The organism is Sulfitobacter marinus (genome assembly GCF_900116285.1).
GTDB classification, from domain to species: Bacteria; Pseudomonadota; Alphaproteobacteria; order Rhodobacterales; family Rhodobacteraceae; genus Sulfitobacter; species Sulfitobacter marinus.
Genome location: NZ_FPAJ01000001.1, coordinates 177,803 through 199,123 on the forward strand (window position 1 = coordinate 177,803; position 21,321 = coordinate 199,123).

The window sequence follows — 21,321 nt, forward strand, 5'->3', positions numbered from 1 at the left end:
TCGGTTGGCCGGGTGCCGCTGCGTCAGATCAGCAGTTTGGTATATTCACGGCGAGACCGCCCAGCGAGGTTTCCTTGTATTTCTCGGACATGTCCGCGCCGGTCTGGCGCATGGTCTCTATACATGCATCCAGTGGAACCAGATGCGTGCCATCACCGCGCAGGGCGAGGGATGCGGCGGAAACCGCCTTGATCGCGCCAAGACCATTGCGTTCGATGCACGGCACCTGCACCAAGCCGCGCACCGGATCGCATGTCATGCCAAGGTGGTGCTCCAGCGCGATTTCGGCGGCGTTTTCGATCTGTTCAGGCGTCCCGCCCATAACGGCGCATAATCCGGCCGCAGACATCGCCGCGGCCGATCCAACCTCGGCCTGACAGCCTGCTTCGGCACCCGAGATTGAGGCGTTGAATTTCACCAACCCGCCGATGGCGGCAGCGGTCAAAAGAAAGTCTTCGATATGGGCCTCGGACGCGCCGGGCACGTGATCCAGATAATAGCGCAGGGTCGCGGGCATCACTCCCGCTGCGCCATTGGTGGGCGCGGTGACGACCTGACCGCCAGCGGCGTTTTCCTCGTTCACAGCCATGGCGTAGACGCTCATCCAGTCGTTGATTGTGTGGGGCGCTTGCTGGTTCAGGCCACGTTCGGCGATTAGCGCATCATAAATGCCCTTGGCGCGGCGTTTGACGTTTAATCCGCCGGGCAGGATGCCATCGGTTTCAAGCCCGCGCGTTATACAATCGTTCATCACCTGCCACAGTCGCTTGGTCCCGTCGCGCAGATGGGCCGCCCCGCCGCGCGATTCCTCGTTGGCGCGTTTCATCTGGGCGATGCTTTTGCCGGACGCTTGTGACATCTCAAGCATCTCGCTGGCTGATTTGAACGGAAACGGCACGGGCGCGCCTTCGTCGGTGTCTTTGCCAGCGTTTAGTTCGGCCTCGGTCATCACAAAACCGCCGCCTATGGAATAGTAGGTTTCGCGCAGGGTGACGTCGCCTTGGGCGTCGGTTGCCATCAGCATCATGCCATTGGCGTGGCCGTCCAGCTTTACATCATAGTCAAAGATCATATCCGTCTTGGGATTGAATTTGAGCGTTCCAAAATCAGGGAGCGTGATCAGATTGCTGGCGCGTATCTCGGTCAGTACATTTTCTGCCTTGTCGTGATCGTAGTCCTGGGGGGTAAAGCCCGCGAGCCCCAGGATCGTCGCGCGGTCGGTGGCGTGGCCCACACCGGTAAAGGCGAGGCTGCCATGAAGCGACGCTCGCAAGCCCGCAAATTTGAACGGCGATGCGCGCATCAGGTCCAAAAACCGTGCCGCAGCCACCATCGGCCCCATGGTGTGGGAGGACGAAGGGCCGATGCCGACCTTGAACATATCGAAGACAGAGAGAAACATCAGGTGGCACTTCCTTGGGGAGGGGTGGCATAGCGTGGGGCCGAAAAGGGCGTGGGGCCCAGCCCTTCGGCGGTTTGTGCCGCGGCGGTGCAAGGCAGACTGTCGAGCGTCAGGCACATCTGTTTGAGATTGGGGTAAGCATCAAGGCTAAACCAGTCTTGGTCTTTTTGCACAGGATACAGCACAGACCAACGCAGCAAGGGGCCAAGATACAGCTGGATGGCCAGCGCAAATGGCCCCTTGGCGGCCCGCACATCCAGCTCTGCCAGATGGCGTTTCAGCGCGTCCTGCATGGTTAGACGCAATGCCGTCTGATGGGCGGGGTCGGGGCCTGCGTATTTTTCGGGGTAGAATGTCATACGCAGCGCAGAATGAACCGTGTTCGAGATGAAAAACAACCATTTAAGGAAATCGGCGCGCTGCGGGCTGTCAGCTTGCGGCCCAAGCTCTCCGTGCTGATCCGTGAGCCATAGCAGAATTGCACCTGTTTCAAAGATCGGGCCATCAGCGCATTCGAGCACGGGAATAAGCCCATGGGGATTAAGCTTTAGGTAGGGCGGCGTTTTGTGCGCTGCCAGCTTCCGGTCGACCAATACCGTGCGATAGGGTTGGCCCAACGCCTCAAGCGCCAGGCGGATGACAAGCGACGCGTTATCGGGGGCATAGTGAAGTGTATAGGTGCTCATACCGCTGTGTTAGCCGATTGCGGTGGGTCTGAGCGATTGAAAACGACATGTTCGCGTGCATTGTGGAACGGCGGGCGCAAAAAGCAGACGGTTTGCACAAAATGATGCGTTCCGATTGTTGTCTACTCAGGCGTCCCAAAACATGATTCACCGCGCCGCGCAAACCAGCTGTGCAGTGGGTGGTTTTGAGGGGTCGCACCCACCGCTCTCAGCGTCTATAAGGGCAGCGATAAATCAGGAGTCGCTATTATGGCCGGAGAACTGTCACCCATTGACAAGGCGAAATTTGTTGCCGCGAAACGTGCCGCGCAGTTTGTCGAAGACGGCATGCGTGTTGGGCTGGGTACCGGATCAACCGCTGCGTGGTTGGTGCGTTGTTTGGGTGAAATGGTACGCGACGAAGGGTTGCGCATCAAAGGGGTGCCGACATCGACGCGCACTGCGCAACTGGCCCGCGAGGTCGGTATCGAAGTGATCAGCCTGGACGAGGCTAAATGGCTGGACCTGACCATTGATGGTGCCGACGAATTTGATGGCGAGCTGAACCTGATCAAAGGCGGCGGCGGTGCGCTGCTGCAAGAAAAGATCGTGGCTACCGCGTCTGACCAGATGGTTGTGATCGCCGACATCGGTAAAGAGGTCGAAACGCTGGGCGCGTTCCCCTTGCCGATCGAAGTGATCCCCTTTGGCTGGCAAACCACCCAAGCGCTGGTCGAGGAAACGCTGATCTCGATGGATGTGCTGGGGCGGACGTCTACGTTGCGGATGAATGGTGAAGTGCCGTTCATCACGGACGAGGGCAATTATATCATGGATTTGCACCTGAACCGGATCGGAAACCCGCGCCAATTGTCGCTGGTGATCAATCAGATGCCCGGTGTTGTTGAAAACGGATTGTTTATTGATATCTGTGACGCAGTGATCATCGGCTTTGGGGATGGGCGTTTCGAAGTACGCGACATCAACGAGGGTACGGTTGACCGTGATCGCGTTGATTTTGTCGAGTCGGATAATGTGTTTTCTGACCTGACTGACTGACCATAGAAAGGCCCGGGCCCAATGAGTGATTTTGATTTTGATCTGTTTGTAATCGGCGGCGGTTCAGGCGGGGTGCGTGCCGCACGGGTGGCGGCCAGCGAACATGGGGTCAAAGTCGGGTTGGCTGAAGAGGACCGCTATGGCGGGACCTGCGTAATCCGGGGCTGTGTGCCGAAAAAGCTTATGGTATTTGCGTCGGGCTATTCCGGCATGGCGGACGAGGCGCAAGCTTACGGTTGGGATATCAAGCCGGGCACATTTGATTGGCATTCCTTCCGCAAGCGCCTGCACGGCGAATTGGACCGTCTTGAGGCCGTGTACCGTAAATTGTTGTCAGGGTCCGGGGTCGAGACGTTTGATGCGCGGGCCAAGATCAAAGACGCGCATACGGTAGAGCTGTCCAACGGCGAGGTGAAAACCGCCAAGCATATTTTGGTTGCTACCGGCGGACGCCCGGTGCGCCCTGATCTGCCAAATGCTGATCTAGGAATTGTATCCGATGATATTTTCCACCTTGAAAAGCTGCCTAAATCTATTCTGATCATTGGTGGCGGTTATATCGCCTGTGAATTCGCCTGCATCTTGCAGGGGCTTGGCGTTGAGGTGACACAATATTATCGCGGCGCACAAATCCTGCGCGGCTTTGACGATGAAGCCCGCGGGCTGGTCGCTGAATCGATGCGCGAAAGCGGGATCGACATTCACTGTGGCACGAACATTGTTGAAATGGCGCTTGAGGTTGACCGTGGCAACGCCGACGCGCTCAGCAATTCTGACGCCGCGATGGGGGCTACGGTTAACCAAGCAGGTGAACTGAACCGCCACAACGCCGCTGCGCGTGAGGGTTCACAAGGGCCGATCTGGGTTAAATCCACTAATGGCAATGAAAAAGTCTTTGATACCGTGCTGTTCGCCACAGGGCGCACACCGATGACCGACGATATGGGCCTCGAAGATGTCGGCGTTAGCTTGGGCCGCGGTAACGAAATCGAAGTGAATGAGTATAGCCAGACCGGCGTGCCGTCGATCTATGCGATTGGCGATGTGACCAACCGCGTCAACCTGACGCCTGTCGCGATCCGTGAAGGCATGGCGTTCGTCGAGACGGTCTTTGCCGGCAACCCAACAGCGGTGGATCACGATCTGATCCCGTCGGCGGTCTTTACCCAACCTGAAATGGGTACCGTCGGGCTGACCGAAGAGCAGGCGCGTGACGCGGGCCCGGTTGAAATCTATGCAACTTCGTTCCGGCCCATGCAAACGGCCTTTGCCGAACAGAACCAACGTGTGATGATGAAACTGATCGTGTGTGAGGACACTCGCGTTGTGTTAGGGTGCCATATCGTTGCACCCAATGCTGGCGAGCTGATCCAGATGGTGGGCATTGCCGTCAAGGCGCGGCTGACAAAAGAACAGTTTGATGTGACTTGTGCGGTGCATCCGACCATGTCGGAAGAACTGGTCACGATGCGCACACCGACACGCACAGCTTGAAATCCGGGCATTTATGCCCAAGTTTGAACGAGACGAGACCGCAAAGGCGGTCGTAATAGGGAAGAGTTAATGGCTGGAAATACAGGCGGCCCTTGGGGCGGCGGAGGAAACACAGGCGGCAATTCTGGTGGTGACCAGAATAAGCCAAATGGCAACCGACCAAGTGGTGGGGGCCGTGGCCCCGGTGGTGACAAACCACAAATCCCCGAAATTGATGATCTGGTGAAAAAAGGTCAGGAACAGCTGCGCGTTTTGATGGGCGGCAAAAGCGGCGGCCGTGGTAACGGTACTGGCGGCGGGGGCAGCGACAGCAATAGCCCGCGTTTCACCCGTGGCACAATCGGACTGGGCGCATTGGCAGCCGTGGTTCTTTGGGGCATGGCCAGCTTTTACACTGTACGCCCTGAACAGCAGTCGATTGAACTATTTCTTGGTGAATTCTCTGGCATTGGCACCGAAGGTCTGAACTTTGCGCCGTGGCCCTTTGTCACCGCCGAAGTGTTCGACGTGACAACCAACCGTGCCGAAACAATTGGCGCTGGCCGCTCTGGCGGCGACAACGAAGGCTTGATGCTGACAACAGATGAAAACATCGTCGACATCGACTTTCAGGTCGTCTGGAATGTGAAAAACGCCCAAGATTTCCGGTTCTCGCTGCGGGACCCGACGGCATCCGTGCGGGCGATCTCTGAATCGGCGATGCGTGAAATCATCGCGCAATCCGAACTGGCCCCGATCCTGAACCGTGACCGTGCGGCAATCGAGGCAAATGCCCGCGAGTTGATCCAGACCACTTTGGACAACCGTCAGACAGGTATCAACATTATCCGCGTCAACTTTAACAAAGTGGACCCGCCAAGCCAGACCGTGACTGTGACAGACGCAGATGGTCGGGTGACGCAGGAATCCGTCATCGACGCCTTCCGTGACGTTCAGGCCGCCGAGCAAGAACGCGACCGGGTGGAACGTCAGGCGGACGCCTATGCCAACCAGCGCACCGCCGAAGCACGCGGACAATCGGCGCAACTGCTTGAAGCAGCCGAAGGGTACCGCGCGCGGGTTGTGAACGATGCCGTGGGTGAGGCAAGCCGGTTCGAGGCCGTTTTGACCGAATACCGCGCCGCACCCGAGGTGACGCGCAAGCGTCTGTACCTCGAAACCATGGAAAAGGTTCTGGGTGACGTGGACAAGATTATTCTTGAAAACAACCAAGACGGAAGCGGGCAGGGGGTCGTCCCCTATCTGCCGCTTAATGAACTGCGTTCGAAACAGGGGTCAAACTGATGCGTAAGCTAAACCTTCTTATCCCCGTTATCGTGATTGCGGCAATTGTTGCGCTGTCGTCGATCTTTATTGTTGATGAACGTGAAAAGGCGCTGGTTCTGCGCTTTGGTCAGATCAAACAGGTGCGTGAAGACGCAGGCATCGGGTTCAAAATCCCGCTGCTGGACGAAGTCGTGCGCTATGACGACCGGATCCTGTCGCTTGAGACGCCTATGATCGAAGTCACCCCAGCCGATGATCGTCGCTTGGAAGTCGACGCCTTTGTTCTGTACCGCATCGCCGATGTGCGTCAGTTCCGTCAGGCTTTGGGCACCGATGGGGCCCGTCAGGCTGAAATCCAGCTGAACGGTATCCTTGATGGTCAGATCCGTGCGGTTCTGGGTTCGCAAGGTGTGACATCGAACACCATTCTGTCGCCTGAACGCTCGGCTTTGATGGATCAGATCCGCGAACGGTCCGATGCGCGTGCGCAGGCCTTGGGTCTGGATGTGGTTGACGTGCGCCTGCGCCAGACCAATCTGCCCGAGCAGAACTTTGATGCGACATTGCAGCGGATGATTGCGGAACGTGCCCGCGAAGCGACCGATGAACGTGCCCGTGGCCGCGAAGCCGCGCAACGTGTCACGGCCCTTGCGGATCGTACGTATGAGGAAATTTTGTCAGAAGCTCGCCGTGATGCCCGCATAACCGAAGGTGAGGCAGACGCCGCACGCAACAAAATCTTTGCCGAAGCCTATTCCAAGGACGCGGAATTCTTTGAATTCTACCGCTCGCTCAGCGCCTATGAACAAGCGTTGAAGGGAGAGAACTCGACCATGGTGATGTCCCCGGACAGCGAATTCTTTAACTATCTGGGATCGGATCAAGGCAGCCGCGCCTCCGAGGGGGCAGGAAACTAAAACCCACTGACAATGTGTGATTACAAAGGGCCGGCCACTGCGCTGGCCCTTTTTTCGTCGCTTCCATGAACTTAAGGGCGTCCGCATTTCGCCTCTCGTTTGGGCAATCACATATCGTGGCATGCCCATGCGCCAGTAGACCGCCGCAATAGGTCACTCAGGGACCCTTAGACAGCCTGGGGCCGCAGCCGCAAATCGGCGGCGCGGGCATGCCCTTCCATCCCCTCGACCCGGCTGATCCGCGCGGTTCGCAGGGCCAACTCGTGCGAGGCGGCGGCATTGCAGCGCTGCCATGTCACTGTCTTGGTGAATTTATGGACCGACAGCCCGCCAGTATATCGTGCGGCACCGCTGGTCGGCAGCACATGATTGGGGCCTGAGGTTTTATCCCCAAACGCGACGGTGGTTTCTTTGCCCAGAAAGAGCGAGCCATATACTGACAGCCGGTCCAGCCACCAGTCCAGATCATCGGCTTGGACCTGCAGATGTTCAGGTGCGTAGCGGTCAGCCACCTCTGCGGCCTCTTCGCGGGTGTCACACAAGATGACTTCGGCGCGTTCATTCCACGCAGTACGGGCCGCTGTGGCGTTCGGTTCGGGCAGGCTGTCGATCACCGAAGGGGCACGGGCAAGCACATCCATCGCCAGCATCCTGTCTGTGGTGACCAGCCAAACGGGGCTGTCCATGCCGTGCTCGGCCTGGCTGATCAGGTCCCAAACGACAGTTTCGGCAGAGGCCGTGTGATCGGCGATAACCAGCGAATCCGTGGGCCCCGCGAACATGTCTATGCCGACTTCACCGAACAACATCCGCTTGGCTTCGGCAACATAGCTATTGCCGGGCCCGACAAGAATATCAGTGGGTTTGCCGCCGAAAAACCCCTTGGCCATAGCGGCGATCCCCTGCACGCCGCCAAGGTTCAGGATCAGGTCCGCACCGCATAAATCCATCGCAAAAACGATGGCATCGGGAATGCCGATGCCGGGCCGCGTGGGGGATACGGCGGTAATATGCGGTACGCCAGCAACCTTGGCGGTCGTGATCGTCATCAGCGCACTGGCGACATGGCTATAGCGGCCACCGGGCACATAGCAGCCCGCACTTGAGACCGGGATTTGCTTTTGGCCAGCGATCAGGCCGGGTATCACCTCGATTTCGCATTCACCCATCGTGGCCTTTTGCGCCTCGGCAAAGCGTTGGATATTGCCATGCGCAAAGCGGATGTCGTTCTTGAGGTCTTCGGGAACGCGGGCGCAAGCCGCGCGGCGGGCCGCGTCCGAGAGCACGATATCACCGGTCCACCTGTCCAACTTTTTTGCGTAGTCGCGCACGGCTGTCTCGCCTTCACGGTCGATATTGGCAAGCATGATGTGCACGATATCGCGAATGTCCTTGTTCTCGACCAAAGGGCGGGGATCGGCGGTTTTGAGATAGGTAATAGCCATGGTTAATTCTATTCCATCAGGGTGTGGTCACGTATCGCGCGTGCCAGCACGTCTACAGTATCGATGGCGGGAACCGCCGCGTGCAAATCCGGGGTAAGCAGCGAAAATTCAGAGCAGGCAATAAAGAGAATATCGGCACCCTTGCCGACCAGTTCGTCTGCGGCATATTGGAGCGTTTGATGGGCCTCGGAGGTGGCACCGTGGGCCTTGATGTTGCGGATTTCCCGCAGCATGCGGTCGGTATCCTCGGGCCAAAGGGCTGATAGGTTTGCCCCGCGAAAGGCCGTATCGAATACCCCGGCCCGCTGCACAGCAGGAGACGCGAGCATGCCGATATTGGCTGCTTCGGGGGCGCAGCGCACGGCATGGGCGACGGACAGATCAACCATATTAAGCAGCGGCACAGATACGGCCGCTGCAATCTCGGGCGCATAGTGATGGGCCGTATTGCAGGGCATGGCCAGCGCCGTCGCGCCTGCGGCTTCAAGCCGTTGCGCCATCGCGGTGAGGGTCGGGCCGGGGTCGATACCTGTACCTTCGATCAGATGGGCAATGCGCGAGGGCACCTGCGGGTTCATGTCGATCAGCAGTGGGATATGATCAGCATCATCATAGGCCACGACGGTAGCCAGTAGGCGCTCTTGCAAAAGGATGGTCGCCTCGGGCCCCATGCCACCCAATACGCCAACAAGATTGCGCATCATGGTGCCACCTCGGTTGCAGCGGCGCTGATGGCACCGGGGACGGGGGCAAGAGTAATCCCATCGGGCAGCACAACAGCGTCAATGGCTACCGCGGGGATCGGCTCTTGCCGGGTGAAATACCTTGTAAATCTGCGTCCCACGACGGTGCCCATCGCTAGAGCGTGACCCAGCGGTCGCTGCTGTCAAAGGCGAAATCATAACCGCCAAGAGCGGCAGCACCGCCAGTGTGCAGGAACACAATCCGTTCGTCTTTGAATGCGCCCTTGCGTGCCAGATCAATCAGGCCAGCGGCTCCCTTGGCGGAATAGCAAGGGTCCAAAAGGATACCTTCAAGCTCGGCGAACATCCGGATCGCTTCGATGCCGCTTTCGGTTGGCAGGCCGTAGCCTTCACCGACGTAATCGGTGTTAGCCATCACATCCTCGCGCTTGACCACGCCGGGGCAGCCGAGTTTCTCGGCGGTTTTACAGGCCAGATCATAGACCATCTGTTCCTGCTTGGGCTGCGGCGCACGGGTGCCGATGCCCAATACAGGGATCTGCGCGTTCATTGCGCACATGCCAGTGACCAGACCCGCCTGCGTGCCCGACGATCCGGTCGCATGGACGACGCGGTCAACCTTGAGGCCGGTATCGGTGAATTGAGTCAGCAGTTCAAAAGCGCAGTTCACGTAGCCAAGCGCCCCAGTCGGGTTGGACCCGCCGCCGGGGATCACATAAACCTTGTGCCCTTTGGCCCGCATTTTTTCTGCTGCACGTTCCATCTCGGCGGGCATGTCATGGCCACCGGGAAATTTCTGCGTTGTCGCGCCGTGCAGGTGGTCCAGCAGGACGTTGCCATTGGTGTTATAGTTGGCATCGTCATAACCTGTGCGATCCTCAAGAAGGATATGGCAGGCAAGCCCAAGCTTTGCAGCCGCTGCGGCGGTTTGACGTCCGTGGTTGGTCTGGGTGGCCCCTTGGGTCATTACCATGTCGGCCCCTTGTTCCAGCGCCTCGGCCATCAGGAATTCCAGCTTGCGGGTCTTGTTGCCGCCTGTCGACAATCCGGTGCAGTCGTCGCGCTTGATCCAAAGGTCGACGCCCAGTTCCTTGGAGAGGTGTTTCATCGGTTCCAGTGGTGTGGACAGATGGGCGAGGCGAACGCGGGGAAAGCGTGACAGATGCATTTTGTTATCCTTGTAACTACGAGATGGAGCCGCGCGGGGCAGCCTTGCCCGACAGATGTGCACGGCGTTGTGACGGAGATGCGCCAAAGGCGCTGGCGTATGGTGTGAAATAGTATGACGGGCTGCCGAACCCGCAAATATCCATGATTTCAAAGACTTGGGGCGCGGATGCGACAGCCTCGTTTTTGATCACTACACTGCGCTGAAACTGCGTCATGCTACATCATCCCCGCATCAGCGTGTAATCGGGGTCATAGGGCGATGGCGCAATCACGGTGGCATTCACAAGATCACCGTAAAGGTCGATCTGCATGGTGCTGGCCTCAACGCTTAGATCAGGGTCAACAAAGGCATAGGCCAGGTTCATCCCCATCCGGTGGCCCCAATCGCCCGAGGTCACAGTGCCCACCACCTTGCCGTCGCGCATCAGCGACGCGCCGCCATGGGCCGGGGCGTGGTCCGCGTCGATCTTGAGCGTGACCAGCTTTTTGCGCAGGCCGTCGGCCTTGCGTTGCAGCAGGGCGGCCTTGCCGATGAAATCGCCCTTCTCAAGCCTAACGAAGCGATCAAGCCCGGTCTCGAACGGATCGAACTCGGTCAAAAGGTCGGCTTTCCAGTGTAAAAAACCTTTCTCCATCCGCATTGAATCGACCGCGCGCGCGCCGAAAATCTTCAGCCCATACGCTTCGCCCGCTTTGCGCAATGCCAGATAGGCCGCGTAAAGCGACGCGTTCGGGACGTGAATTTCATAGGCCAATTCGCCGGAAAAACTGACGCCAAGCACGGTGGCGGGGGCAAACCCGATAAAACATTCGCGCGCGCTGAGCCAAGGAAAGGCGGTCTTGGACCAATCGCCCCGCGAACAGGCTGACAGCACATCACGTGCCTTGGGGCCGGCAAGGACCAGGATCGTCTGGTCATTGGTCAGGCTACGGATTGTGACGTCTTCGTCATCCGCCAGATGCGCCTGTAGCCAATCCATGTCATGGAATTCGCTTGCCGCGGCGGAGCCGTACCAGACGCGTTCGGGGCCACGGTCGCTGGCAGGCAGGTTGGCGATGGTCGCTTCGCCCTTGATCATGCCGTGATGGTTCAAAAGATACCCCAACCCGACGCGGCCGTCGCGCTTGGTCACCGTGCCGCAGAACATGCGATCAAGAAACGCGTGCCGATCCGCGCCAGTGATCTCGAACCGGTTGAAACCGTTGACTTCGCATAGGCCGACGTTCTCTTGTACGTTCTTGATTTCGGCACCGATCACGTCAAATGTTTCGTCGAAATTGAAGTCGAGTGTGGGGTGGAAAACGGTTGTCGGCTTGATGTAGTCGACCCGTTCCCAGCCATTCACCACGGTGAATTCCGCTCCTTCGGCGGCAAAGACGGGGGTCAGCGGCGTTGTTTTGGCGGGCCTGCCTGCGGGGCGATGTTCGTGCGGGAAATGAAAGCGGAATTCGTTCTGGTAATCCTCGATCGCCTTGAGCGCCGTCAGTTCCACATTTGTGTGTCCGGTAAAGCGGCGCGGGTCGATAACCCATGTGTCGTATTGCGCCTCGCCATGCACGATCTGCTGCGCCAGCAGCCAGCCATGACCGCCGCCTTCGCCAAGGCCCGCGCGCAGGCCGATGATACAGAACGCATTGCGTTTTCCGGGGATCGGGCCGACCAATGGCGCGCCGTCGATGGTGTAGGTGATTGGGCCGTTGACGATGCGCTTGATGCCCGCCTCGGCGAGAACCGGCATCCGCTCGAACGCGCCTTCCAGCACGTCCATCACACGGTCCAGATCGTCGGGGCACAGATCATTCGAGAAACCGGGGCTGATCCCGTCCATCCCCCATGTGCGGCAATCCTGTTCGTAAAAACCCACCAACAGGCCGTTCTTTTCCTGCCGTGAATAATAGTCAGAGATGGGACACCGTAGCAGTGGCATTCGGTGGCCAGCTTCGGCGATGGCGGGAATATCTTCGGTTACGAAATACTGGTGCTCCATCGATGCGACGGGGTGATGCACGCCCATCATTGCGCCGACTTCGTTTACGCGGTAGCCGCAGGCATTCACGACAATATCCGCGTCGATTGTGCCCTTGTCCGTCTCGACGCTCCAAGTATCGTCGGCTTTCTGGGTCAGACCAGTGACGTTTGTCTGCCGGTACACCTCTGCGCCAGCCTTTCGCGCGTGAAAGGCCAACGCCTGACACAGCTGCGCAGGGTCGATATCGCCATCCTCCCCATCCCAAAGGCCGCCCAACAGGTTATCGGTTGAAATGAGAGGGTGGCGGCGTGCGCATTCCTTTGCGTCGATCACCTCGTAGGTGACGCCCATACCGCGTGCCATAGACGCGAAATGCCGATAACCCTGCATCTGTGCTTCGGTATTGGCCAACCGGATGCCGCCATCGCCGTGGTGATAGCCGACCGGATACTCGGGATCGTCGCGCAGTTTTTTGTAAAGCGCGATGGAATGGCTTTTCAGGCCGACCATTGTCTGGTTGGCCCCAAAGTTGGTGACCTGAGCGGCGGAATGCCATGTCGTGCCCGAGGTTAGCTCGTCACGCTCGATCAGGACAACGTCGCTCCAGCCTTCTTGGGTAAGATGATAAAGCGTCGAACACCCGGCAATCCCACCGCCAATGACAACGACCTTGGTTCGCGATTTCATGAGGCATCCCCGAAGCTACTTCATGAAGTAAGTCGCAGAACGCCGTCTCGTCGCAACACTCAGTCCGGAGTTGTTAAAATATCGAAATATACTTGTGACGTAGTGATAGCAGGAAAAGGGAGCCGCACACCGCTATCCTGTACTCAAGTGACAAGCGTGAAACTGTCTGAGAGCCATGGATTGCTTTGATGAAGTGGCGCGATAGCGTGCTGAAGGACCAGACTGCGTAGTTTGCTGTCGATCAGGTCGACAAGCGCGCTTGAGCAGTCCGGTGTGATGACGATCGCCAACGTGCGCGAAAAAGTCTTGCCGGGAAAGCGGTGCATTCGAAGCTTCGAATGAAACCGTTTCGCGCGCGAGAAATGCAATGGGGTGGTGATGGTCCATCCGGCACCGGCAGCAACCATGGCCATCAGCGTTTGATGGCTGGTGCATTCGAACCTCTGGGGGGGCGACAGTCCGATGCGCTGCAACTGGGATTCAATCTGTTGTGCGATCATCAGGTTGCTGGAAAACCGCAGGAACGGCATCTTGGTGCGCCCTTCGACGATCTCTGTCAGGGATCGGTCATCGACCTGGGGAAGCACGATAACAAATGGATCGCGCAGCAGGGGGCGATCTTTAAGGTCACGTATGCTTTCGCTTGGGATGGTGGTGACGCCCAGGTCCAGCTGGCGGTCCCTCAGCATCTTTATGACCGAATGGCTGGAATCGTTGTGATACATAAAATCGCAACCCGGCATTTTCTCGGACAGATATACAGCCAGTTCGGGTATTATATCGCTATCGAAATCCTCGATCGTGCCAATCCTCAGGAAACTCGCGTCCGAGAGGGTTCCAGCCGATGCTTCGGCCTTGGCTTTGCGGATGGATTGGAGCGCTTGATCTATGTTGCGCAGAAACGCCGTGCCCTTGGGCGTCAGCACCATCGGTCTTCGGGCATGATTGAAAAGCGCCACGCCCAGATGATCCTCAAGGCTGCGAAGATGATAGGATACGGTGCTGACGGTCAGGCCGGATTCTTGTGCCGCTGCCTGCAAAGTACCCTTCTGTGCACATATTTGAAATAATTCCAGCCATTTGAGGTTAAGATCCTTTGACGTAGAGCGATGGGCCATGACAAGATCTCCTAAACCAGTTTGAGGATGTTGCCTTGTTTCTAAATATACGGAATATAAATCTCAATTTATTTCACAAAACAAATTGTCGTCGGATATTTTTGTAATCCGTGGAAGCCTAAAAAATCTGAAAGCGGCTGCCGTTTTTCGGTGCTATTATGCTGGTACATGTGCAGATATCGGAAAGGCAAGCTTTTGAATTCATTCACCCATCGGGTCATAAGGAGTTCGACAGTGACAAAAAACCACCGTCCGTCAAGCGGTACACTTTACGGCAATTAGCCTCGGCGCAGATCGAGGAAACATCGTCTGCCTTATCAAGGCTACACCATAAAAATCCAACAAGGAGTAACACAACAGTGAAAAAAGAAACCAAACGGATGTCGATCCTGGCGGGCGTTATTGCCGCGGTGTCGGCTCAGGGCGCTGCCGCACAGGAACAGCTGACTGTCGGCTATTTCCAGGAATGGCCGATGCCATTTCAATACGCCAAAGTTGAAGGCATGTATGATGCCGCGCTGGGCATGGAAGTCCAATGGCGCGCGTTCGATACCGGTACAGCGATGAGCGCGGCAATGGCGTCGGGCGACGTACAGCTGTCGGTCAGCCAAGGTGTGCCGCCTTTCGTGGTCGCAACGAGTGCGGGTCAGGATTTGCAGGTTCTCGATGTGGCGGTCAGCTATTCGGAAAACGACAACTGCGTTGTGCGCGAAGCGCTTGAGATCGACAAGAGCAACGCTGGCGAACTGGCCGGCAAGAAGGTTGCCGTGCCTCTGGGCACTGCCGCGCATTACAACTTTATCGTGCAGATGAACCATTTCGGCGTGGACATCGGATCGATGCAGGTCGTGAATATGGCCCCACCCGAAGGTGCTGCGGCAATCGCGCAGGGTTCTATCGACATGGCATGTGGCTGGGGCGGTAGCCTGCGGCGTATGCTCGAGCACGGGAACGTCTTGTTGACTGGTGCGGAAAAGGAAGAACTGGGGATCCTCGTTTTCGACGTGACCTCTGGCCCTAGCGATTATATCGCGGAAAACCCTGACGTCGTGGCTGGCTTTCTTGCTGTGACGGCTAAGGCGAATGCAATGTGGAACAGCGGTGAAAACACCGACAAGATGCTGCCCGCCATCGCCAAGGATGCAGGGATGGACGAAGACGCAGCCGCTGCTACCATGGCGACATTTGCGTTCCCCAGCGTCGAGGATCAGCTGAGCCAGAAATGGCTTGGTGGTGGTGCGCAAACCTTCATGAAGGGCGTTGCCGATGTGTTCGTCGAGGCAGGCAGCTTCGACGCCGCCAAGGATGACTATTCCGAGAACGTAAATACAGGCCCGCTGGCACAAGCTGGCGACATGTAACGATACCAATGACGCGGGCGCGCACGGATGTGGGCCCGCGTTTTCTAAACGCTGATACATTAAAGGGTGCCTGGTGCCGTATGTCGAAACTTTCGATCAATAATCTCTCCATGCGGTTCGACCTTCCCAACGGAAGCTTTGTGCAGGCGCTCAAGGACGTTTCGCTGGACATTGAAAGCGGAGAGCTGATGAGCGTCTTGGGGCCTTCGGGCTGCGGCAAGACCACGTTTCTCAATATCCTTGCCGGTTTTCTCTCGCCGACCGAGGGCAGTGTGACACTTAATGATAATGCCGTAATCGGGCCGAGCGCCGAGCGCGGAATGGTCTTTCAGCAAGGGGCGCTCTTTGAGTGGATGAGCGTGCGGGACAATGTGAGTTTTGGGCCGCGCATGGCTGGCCGCAAGAAAAAAGACTACATGGACAATGTAAATCACTTGCTTGACGTGGTGGGGCTTCAGGATTTCAAAGACAAGTCGGTTTACGAGCTTTCGGGCGGTATGCAGCAGCGTGTGGCACTGGCCCGCTGCCTCGCGAACGATCCGGACGTGATCTTGATGGATGAACCGCTGGGCGCGCTCGATGCGCTGACCCGCGAAAAGATGCAGGGGCTGGTCCTGAAGCTGTGGAAGGAAACCGGCAAGACGATCATCCTGATCACCCACTCGGTCGAGGAAGCCTTGCTTTTGGGGCAACGGCTTTTGGTGATGGCACCGCGACCGGGGCGCATCCACAAAGAATACCGCCTTCCATTCGCTGCCGCAGGGGTGGGCAAGGATTTGCGGACCGTTAAGCGCGATCCTGAATTTGCTGAAAAACGCGAGGAAATTCTGTCAATGATCTGGGACATGGAAGAAGAGATCATGGGCCGTACCGAGGAGGCAAAAGCATGATCGTTCTTGGTATCTATATCGCGATTTTCTGCGCAGCATTTATTGTTGTACGTTTCGGGATAAGCAAAATCACGGAACGCCGCGATTTCACCTCACTCAAGACCGTAACCTTTGGCGACGAAAGCGCGGTGCGCCCTAACAGATGGGCCAGTTTCCTGTCGGTGCTGACGCTATTCTTCCTTTGGGGGGCATTCACAGGTTCTGCTTGGGTGCCGTTTCATGCGCCGGGCCCCTTCGTGGGCGATACGGAATTCACCTATACGATGGAGGCACCCGATGGTGCCCGCGACGATGCCACCGTCTATGCCCGGGTCCTGCCGACAGGAGAGAAGGGCGACCCGCAGGACGTGCCAGCGGGGGATGGTTTCGCGAAAAACGACAGCATCGCCCTTGCTGCTTGGCGTTCCGATCTGGTGCTTATGGATAAGAACGATGAAATCACGCGCAAAGACGGCGGCAAGGTCGTTGCTATCGACGGGCAACCGGTATCGCCGGGAAGCCGTGTAGAGGTTGCCCATGGTACCGTCGCCGTTACGTCGAAAGGGTCGCTGAACTTTGTGCCCGATGGCGGCATGCAGATGGAGCCGATCTGGCTGCCCGCGCCGGAATCCGTGGTCGCCCGGGTCAAGGAAATCTCGGTGAGAGGGTATCAGAACTTCACCCTGTGGGAGCATCTTTATTGGTCGCTATTCCGCGTCATCGTTGGCTTCTTATGTGGCGCGATTGTCGGTATTCCACTTGGCTATGCCATGGGGCTAAGCGGTTGGTTCCGCGGCTGGTTTGACCCGATCGTAGAATTTATGCGCCCGGTGCCGCCGCTCGCCTTGATCCCGCTGGTTATCATCTGGGCTGGCATCGGCGAAAGCGGCAAGATCATCCTGTTGTTCCTGGCGGCACTGTGGATCATGGCCATCTCAGCGCGCGCGGGCGTATCGGGTGTTGCGATTTCCAAGGTGCACGCGGCTTATTCGCTGGGCGCAAGCCGCTGGCAGGTTCTGAGATATGTTATCGTGCCAAATTCGCTACCAGAAATTTTCACCGGCGCACGCGTCGCTATGGGGGTTTGTTGGGGCACCGTGGTCGCAGCCGAATTGGTTGCTGCCGAAAAAGGGGCAGGTATGATGATCATGGTCGCCAGTCGTTTCCAACTGACCGATATCGTGCTTATGGGGATCATCCTGATCGGTGTGATTGGCTTTAGCATCGACATCCTGATGCGCAAAGCCGAGGATTGGCTGGTCCCATGGAAGGGCCGCACGTAAGCAGTATTGCGTCCGAGATTAGGCATCCAAGCCGTTGTTATTGCCGCTTGATCCAGCTTGATGGAATGCGCATTGCGTATAATGTGTAACCTTGACGTTACTATCGTCACCCGCTATGTAACCCATAGGTTGCTAGAGGTATCAATGATGAACTTGCTTGCCATAACGCGTTTGACTGGAAACATTCTCCTTATCGCTGCGGTGCTTTTGCTCACGATCATGATGTTCTGGGGGACGGCAATAGCGCCGTTCCATGTGATCGTTATAGGCGCTCTCGCTCTTTTGGGGGGCGTCGCGCAGTTTATGGTATCGGTCATGCGTCCACGCGACATCAAACCGGCGTGGGACGAACAATCGGTCGCGTCGCATCGCGGATCATATCAGTTTGGCTATTGGTCGGCGCTGATCGGGTTCTGGGCACTGTTCCTGTATTCTCGGGTCTCCAATACCGAAGTAGATAGCTCTTTCCTTTGGGTGGGCGTTATCCTGATGGGGGCGCCATCGCTGTGGATGATTATCGCAACTTTCCTGGGGCGTGCTGGATGACCCTGCTACGAGCGAACCTGAAAGAACATCGAAAGCGGGCGGGGCTAACGCAGGCTGAATTGGCCGAAAAGGTTGAGGTCAGCCGGAAGACAATTAACACGGTCGAAAACGGAATATTTGTGCCATCCACCGTTTTGTCGTTGAAGCTTGCACGCTGCCTTGGCGTAGCTGTTGAGGACTTGTTTCAACTGCCTGACTGATCCGCAGTACCGCTTGATGTCGCCCCTTAGAAACATCACTCACGACTGAACCACCTGCCCAAGGTAGGTGCAGGCACAGTCTCGGTCAGCGTGCATTTCACCTCGCAAGGCCTGCTATAAGAAAACGCCGCCGGTCCCTGAAATGACATCAACCGGGTCCACCAAGCGGCACTGCCCGTTGACATGCGCGTGAACGATCACATCTTTCACCTTGCAGCAGTGGCATTGCAGATGCACTCTGCTGTCAGAAATTTCGGGCGCGGCCCTGCGTCCCCCTTGTTCAGGAGATTGTGAATGCAGCCAAAGGCCGTACCCGTGTCGAAAACAACCACCTCGCCTGTTTGGGAGCAGTGGCTCTTGATGGGCATGCTGGCCTTGGCATTTGTCGCGATGCAAACCGTCATGGCCTATGCCAAGCCCGAAAGCCTGGCACCGCTGGCCGAGAAAATCAGCCCGTCGGTTGTGAACATCACGACATCCACGGTGGTCGAAGGGCGCACCGGCCCGCGCGGCATCGTGCCCGAAGGGTCACCGTTCGAGGACTTCTTTCGCGAATTTCAGGATCGCAATAATGATGGGCAATCGGGTCCGTCTGCACGCAAGTCATCGGCGCTTGGGTCTGGGTTTGTGATTTCCGAAGACGGTTATGTGGTGACGAACAACCACGTTATCGAAGGCGCGGATGAAATCACGGTTGAATTTTTCTCGGGCGCGGAATTGATCGCCAAGGTTATAGGCACGGATCCCAATACTGATATTGCTTTGTTGAAAGTCGAGGCCCCATCGCCGCTGCCCTTCGTAAAGTTCGGCGATAGCGACGCAGCACGTGTGGGCGACTGGGTCATCGCGATGGGCAATCCGCTGGGGCAGGGGTTTTCGGTTTCCGCCGGGATCGTATCGGCGCGCAACCGGGCGCTGTCAGGGACATATGACGACTACATCCAGACCGATGCGGCGATCAACCGCGGGAATTCCGGTGGGCCATTGTTCAACATGGATGGCGCTGTGATCGGCGTGAACACGGCCATTCTATCCCCCAATGGCGGTTCGATCGGGATCGGCTTTTCCATGGCGTCTAACGTGGTGAAACGCGTGGTGGACCAGCTTAAGCAATACGGTGAAACCCGCCGGGGTTGGCTGGGTGTGCGCATTCAGGACGTCACCCAGGACGTGGCCGATGCCATGGGGCTGGCCAAGGCGGCGGGCGCGTTAATCACTGACGTGCCCGACGGACCGGCCAAGGAAGCTGGGCTGAAAACCGGAGACGTGATCATGAGCTTTGCCGGGGTCGAGGTCGAAGACACCCGTGCGTTGGTCCGTCAGGTCGGCAACAGTGCCGTGGGCGCGGCTGTGCGGGTTACGGTGCTGCGCGACGGGAAAACGCAAACGCTCAAAGTGACCCTTGGACGCCGCGAAGATGCTGATGACACCAGCCCCGCTGGCACGCCGGAGGACGACGACGCACCGCAAGAGCCTGAGATAGCATCGCTGCTGGGCCTGACTCTCACCCCACTGACGGATGACATGCGTGCGGAACTCGGCGCTGATGACACCACGACCGGCTTGGTCGTCACAGATGTTGATGAGGTGTCCGAGGCCTTTGAAAAGGGCCTGCGCACAGGTGACGTGATCACCGAGGCGGGCCAGCAAAGCGTTGCCACAGTGGCGGATCTTGAGGACCGGATCGCCGAGGCACAGGATGCGGGGCGCAAATCGTTGCTCTTGCTGATCCGGCGCGCCGGAGATCCGCGTTTTGTCGCGATTGGTATCGAAGACTAAACAGCGGCTTTCACGCGACCCAAACCAATGACCCGCCTTTGCCGACGCAGGGGCGGTTTTTCGTAATCTGCGCGTGTAGCTTCTTTGTTGTTTCACATGTCGAAAGTGCGTAGTTTCTTTGACAGGAGGAAGCCTGAATGTCCGAAGCCATGCCCACGTCCGTGTACCCGGAACGTCTTCATAAATTGCGCACGCAGCTTCTGGCCGAGGCAGATATAACAAGTGTCCAAAACCAAGAGTTGATCCAAAGCCGCCGCGAACAGATTTGCGACGCCGCGCTTGAGCTGTTTTTGGAGAAAGGCTTTGCGGCCACAACAATACGCGACATCTGCGCGCGCTCGGGTGTTAATCAGGCCAGCATCTATGATTACATCGCCAACAAAAATGATATCCTGCGCCGCCTTCTGAACCAGCTTTGGTTTCGCGAAGACGTGCCAACCCTGTCAGTGATCCTGCAAGATCAATCGCTTTCGCTGGAAGACGCGATTGAACAGTATTTCCGCGAAACTTGGGCATATAAGCGCAAAGGCACATTGCTGGCCTATCGCTGCGTGCCCCATATGCTGCCAGAGGACCGCGAAGCCTTGCACGCCCGCGAATATGCGGCGATGAAGGATCTGGCCGATCAGCTTAGCCTTCGGCTGGGGATTTCATCCGAAGACCGCCGTCTTGATATTGTGTCAAACCTGATGGTGTTTTTGTCTGCCTTTGGCCCCATGCGTGATTGGCTGAACCGCGATATTCCCAGCGATCAAATCCTGCGGGCCATTTCTGCCGGCGCTACTGCGATGATCCGGTCGTTAGAGGCCGAAGATACCCCGTAATTCAGATCAGGTTTTGCGGGCGCGGATCACAGTATGATGGCTGACGATTTGATAGCCCAGTTCCGCCGCTACCCTGCTCATCAGCTCGGCGATTTCGGTGCCGGGGATTTCGACTAAATCGCCGCTTTCAAGGTCGACGAGATGGTCGTGCTCGGTATGGGGCATCATTTCATAGCGGGCAGGGGCATCGTCCATCACCAGCTTGCGCACCAGCCCTGCGTTTTCAAGCACTGACATGGTGCGATATACGGTTGCGACCGACACAGTATCATCCAGCGCGCGCACTTTCTCATACAGGTCTTCGACGTTGGGATGGTCATCGGTTTCAGACAGAATCGTTACAATCGATGCACGTTGCGGTGTGACGCGCAGCCCGGCATCGCGCAGCATTTTCCTGTAGTCGGGGTCATTTTCCAATGCGGTCACCATCCTTGTGTTGCCACGACTTTAAGCAAGTTTTTTCTTGCCTGCAACATTCTGCGATCTATTCTCATTCGCATGTTTGACATTTGCGAATAATTCGCATTTACATGTAGCTGAAGTGTTAAGCTATGGAGGCTTT

At 57.4% G+C, this 21,321-nt stretch carries 21 protein-coding genes; 11 read left to right on the plus strand and 10 right to left on the minus strand.

The annotated features are described in order from the left end of the window. Positions 1 to 28: 28 nt before the first annotated feature. Together BM347_RS00880 and BM347_RS00885 are read right to left on the minus strand one after the other, a co-directional pair. On the minus strand, positions 29 to 1,402 hold the full coding sequence (locus BM347_RS00880; protein WP_093914547.1) for an L-serine ammonia-lyase: 1,374 nt from the start codon (positions 1,400 to 1,402) through the stop codon (positions 29 to 31). Further along, a complete protein-coding gene (locus tag BM347_RS00885; protein WP_093914548.1) occupies positions 1,402 to 2,088 on the minus strand; it encodes a glutathione S-transferase family protein in 687 nt (228 codons plus the stop codon). Before BM347_RS00885 ends, BM347_RS00880 begins: the two co-directional genes overlap by 1 nt. Positions 2,089 to 2,337: 249 nt before the next feature. Here BM347_RS00885 and rpiA point away from each other — a divergent pair, with 249 nt between their 5' ends. From rpiA to hflC, 4 genes are all read left to right on the plus strand, one after another. Next, positions 2,338 to 3,126 carry a ribose-5-phosphate isomerase RpiA gene (gene rpiA, locus BM347_RS00890; RefSeq protein WP_093914549.1) on the plus strand — a complete coding sequence of 263 codons (789 nt, stop codon included), beginning with the start codon at positions 2,338 to 2,340 and terminating at the stop codon, positions 3,124 to 3,126. A gap of 21 nt (positions 3,127 to 3,147) precedes the next feature. Then, positions 3,148 to 4,620 carry an FAD-dependent oxidoreductase gene (locus tag BM347_RS00895; RefSeq protein WP_093914550.1) on the plus strand — a complete coding sequence of 491 codons (1,473 nt, stop codon included), beginning with the start codon at positions 3,148 to 3,150 and terminating at the stop codon, positions 4,618 to 4,620. 69 nt (positions 4,621 to 4,689) lie between these two features. Next, on the plus strand, positions 4,690 to 5,904 hold the full coding sequence (gene hflK, locus BM347_RS00900; RefSeq protein ID WP_175498455.1) for an FtsH protease activity modulator HflK: 1,215 nt from the start codon (positions 4,690 to 4,692) through the stop codon (positions 5,902 to 5,904). Then, the gene (gene hflC / locus BM347_RS00905; RefSeq protein ID WP_093914551.1) at positions 5,904 to 6,803 is read left to right on the plus strand and encodes a protease modulator HflC; all 900 of its coding nucleotides are present in this window, start codon (positions 5,904 to 5,906) and stop codon (positions 6,801 to 6,803) included. The genes hflK and hflC overlap by 1 nt, the downstream gene beginning before the upstream one ends. 167 nt (positions 6,804 to 6,970) lie before the next feature. Here the strand turns inward: hflC and hisD are convergent, their stop codons facing one another. From hisD to BM347_RS00935, 7 genes are all read right to left on the minus strand, one after another. Next, positions 6,971 to 8,248 carry a histidinol dehydrogenase gene (gene hisD, locus BM347_RS00910; protein WP_093914552.1) on the minus strand — a complete coding sequence of 426 codons (1,278 nt, stop codon included), beginning with the start codon at positions 8,246 to 8,248 and terminating at the stop codon, positions 6,971 to 6,973. 8 nt (positions 8,249 to 8,256) lie between these two features. Continuing rightward, entirely contained in the window at positions 8,257 to 8,952 is a 696-nt protein-coding gene (gene cuyB, locus BM347_RS00915; RefSeq protein WP_175498456.1) for a cysteate racemase, read from the minus strand. Beyond that, positions 8,949 to 9,092: a hypothetical protein gene (locus BM347_RS17495; protein WP_175498457.1), complete on the minus strand. Its 144-nt coding sequence runs from the start codon at positions 9,090 to 9,092 to the stop codon at positions 8,949 to 8,951. Before BM347_RS17495 ends, cuyB begins: the two co-directional genes overlap by 4 nt. A gap of 14 nt (positions 9,093 to 9,106) precedes the next feature. After that, a complete protein-coding gene (cuyA, locus tag BM347_RS00920; protein ID WP_093914553.1) occupies positions 9,107 to 10,120 on the minus strand; it encodes a D-cysteate sulfo-lyase in 1,014 nt (337 codons plus the stop codon). 16 nt (positions 10,121 to 10,136) lie between these two features. Further along, complete coding sequence (locus BM347_RS00925; protein WP_093914554.1) at positions 10,137 to 10,337, minus strand: hypothetical protein; 201 nt, start codon at positions 10,335 to 10,337, stop codon at positions 10,137 to 10,139. A gap of 6 nt (positions 10,338 to 10,343) precedes the next feature. Further along, entirely contained in the window at positions 10,344 to 12,779 is a 2,436-nt protein-coding gene (locus BM347_RS00930) for a GcvT family protein (RefSeq protein WP_093914555.1), read from the minus strand. Positions 12,780 to 12,922: 143 nt separating this feature from the next. Further along, a complete protein-coding gene (locus tag BM347_RS00935) occupies positions 12,923 to 13,897 on the minus strand; it encodes a LysR family transcriptional regulator (RefSeq protein WP_093914556.1) in 975 nt (324 codons plus the stop codon). A gap of 380 nt (positions 13,898 to 14,277) precedes the next feature. Between BM347_RS00935 and BM347_RS00940 the strand changes: the two genes are divergently transcribed. From BM347_RS00940 to BM347_RS00970, 7 genes are all read left to right on the plus strand, one after another. Then, positions 14,278 to 15,258 (plus strand): taurine ABC transporter substrate-binding protein, encoded by a 981-nt coding sequence (locus tag BM347_RS00940; RefSeq protein ID WP_093915352.1) that lies wholly within the window; start codon positions 14,278 to 14,280, stop codon positions 15,256 to 15,258. An 80-nt stretch (positions 15,259 to 15,338) separates the two neighbouring features. Further along, on the plus strand, positions 15,339 to 16,148 hold the full coding sequence (locus BM347_RS00945; RefSeq protein WP_093915353.1) for a taurine ABC transporter ATP-binding protein: 810 nt from the start codon (positions 15,339 to 15,341) through the stop codon (positions 16,146 to 16,148). Beyond that, entirely contained in the window at positions 16,145 to 17,410 is a 1,266-nt protein-coding gene (locus BM347_RS00950; RefSeq protein ID WP_093914557.1) for an ABC transporter permease, read from the plus strand. Before BM347_RS00945 ends, BM347_RS00950 begins: the two co-directional genes overlap by 4 nt. A 147-nt stretch (positions 17,411 to 17,557) precedes the next feature. Beyond that, complete coding sequence (locus BM347_RS00955; protein WP_175498458.1) at positions 17,558 to 17,956, plus strand: hypothetical protein; 399 nt, start codon at positions 17,558 to 17,560, stop codon at positions 17,954 to 17,956. Beyond that, complete coding sequence (locus tag BM347_RS00960; protein ID WP_093914559.1) at positions 17,953 to 18,156, plus strand: helix-turn-helix transcriptional regulator; 204 nt, start codon at positions 17,953 to 17,955, stop codon at positions 18,154 to 18,156. The genes BM347_RS00955 and BM347_RS00960 overlap by 4 nt, the downstream gene beginning before the upstream one ends. A 294-nt stretch (positions 18,157 to 18,450) precedes the next feature. Further along, the gene (locus BM347_RS00965; protein WP_093914560.1) at positions 18,451 to 19,935 is read left to right on the plus strand and encodes a DegQ family serine endoprotease; all 1,485 of its coding nucleotides are present in this window, start codon (positions 18,451 to 18,453) and stop codon (positions 19,933 to 19,935) included. A 137-nt stretch (positions 19,936 to 20,072) separates the two neighbouring features. Next, a complete protein-coding gene (locus BM347_RS00970) occupies positions 20,073 to 20,759 on the plus strand; it encodes a TetR/AcrR family transcriptional regulator (protein ID WP_245764147.1) in 687 nt (228 codons plus the stop codon). A gap of 6 nt (positions 20,760 to 20,765) precedes the next feature. Here the strand turns inward: BM347_RS00970 and BM347_RS00975 are convergent, their stop codons facing one another. After that, positions 20,766 to 21,188 carry a Fur family transcriptional regulator gene (locus BM347_RS00975; RefSeq protein WP_245764148.1) on the minus strand — a complete coding sequence of 141 codons (423 nt, stop codon included), beginning with the start codon at positions 21,186 to 21,188 and terminating at the stop codon, positions 20,766 to 20,768. Positions 21,189 to 21,321: the final 133 nt, after the last annotated feature.

Bases quoted from the DNA above. Each gene is read 5' to 3' on its own strand.
- BM347_RS00930 (WP_093914555.1), bottom strand. From the start codon at position 12,779: ATGAAATCGCGAACCAAGGTCGTTGTCATTGGCGGTGGGATTGCCGGG.
- BM347_RS00955 (WP_175498458.1), top strand. From the start codon at position 17,558: ATGAACTTGCTTGCCATAACGCGTTTGACTGGAAACATTCTCCTTATC.
- hflK (WP_175498455.1), top strand. From the start codon at position 4,690: ATGGCTGGAAATACAGGCGGCCCTTGGGGCGGCGGAGGAAACACAGGC.
- BM347_RS00950 (WP_093914557.1), top strand. From the start codon at position 16,145: ATGATCGTTCTTGGTATCTATATCGCGATTTTCTGCGCAGCATTTATT.
- BM347_RS00965 (WP_093914560.1), top strand. From the start codon at position 18,451: ATGCAGCCAAAGGCCGTACCCGTGTCGAAAACAACCACCTCGCCTGTT.
- BM347_RS00935 (WP_093914556.1), bottom strand. From the start codon at position 13,897: ATGGCCCATCGCTCTACGTCAAAGGATCTTAACCTCAAATGGCTGGAA.
- BM347_RS00895 (WP_093914550.1), top strand. From the start codon at position 3,148: ATGAGTGATTTTGATTTTGATCTGTTTGTAATCGGCGGCGGTTCAGGC.
- hflC (WP_093914551.1), top strand. From the start codon at position 5,904: ATGCGTAAGCTAAACCTTCTTATCCCCGTTATCGTGATTGCGGCAATT.
- BM347_RS00975 (WP_245764148.1), bottom strand. From the start codon at position 21,188: ATGGTGACCGCATTGGAAAATGACCCCGACTACAGGAAAATGCTGCGC.
- BM347_RS00940 (WP_093915352.1), top strand. From the start codon at position 14,278: ATGTCGATCCTGGCGGGCGTTATTGCCGCGGTGTCGGCTCAGGGCGCT.
- BM347_RS00925 (WP_093914554.1), bottom strand. From the start codon at position 10,337: ATGACGCAGTTTCAGCGCAGTGTAGTGATCAAAAACGAGGCTGTCGCA.
- cuyA (WP_093914553.1), bottom strand. From the start codon at position 10,120: ATGCATCTGTCACGCTTTCCCCGCGTTCGCCTCGCCCATCTGTCCACA.
- BM347_RS00970 (WP_245764147.1), top strand. From the start codon at position 20,073: ATGTCCGAAGCCATGCCCACGTCCGTGTACCCGGAACGTCTTCATAAA.
- BM347_RS00885 (WP_093914548.1), bottom strand. From the start codon at position 2,088: ATGAGCACCTATACACTTCACTATGCCCCCGATAACGCGTCGCTTGTC.
- rpiA (WP_093914549.1), top strand. From the start codon at position 2,338: ATGGCCGGAGAACTGTCACCCATTGACAAGGCGAAATTTGTTGCCGCG.
- hisD (WP_093914552.1), bottom strand. From the start codon at position 8,248: ATGGCTATTACCTATCTCAAAACCGCCGATCCCCGCCCTTTGGTCGAG.
- cuyB (WP_175498456.1), bottom strand. From the start codon at position 8,952: ATGATGCGCAATCTTGTTGGCGTATTGGGTGGCATGGGGCCCGAGGCG.
- BM347_RS00945 (WP_093915353.1), top strand. From the start codon at position 15,339: ATGTCGAAACTTTCGATCAATAATCTCTCCATGCGGTTCGACCTTCCC.
- BM347_RS00880 (WP_093914547.1), bottom strand. From the start codon at position 1,402: ATGTTTCTCTCTGTCTTCGATATGTTCAAGGTCGGCATCGGCCCTTCG.
- BM347_RS00960 (WP_093914559.1), top strand. From the start codon at position 17,953: ATGACCCTGCTACGAGCGAACCTGAAAGAACATCGAAAGCGGGCGGGG.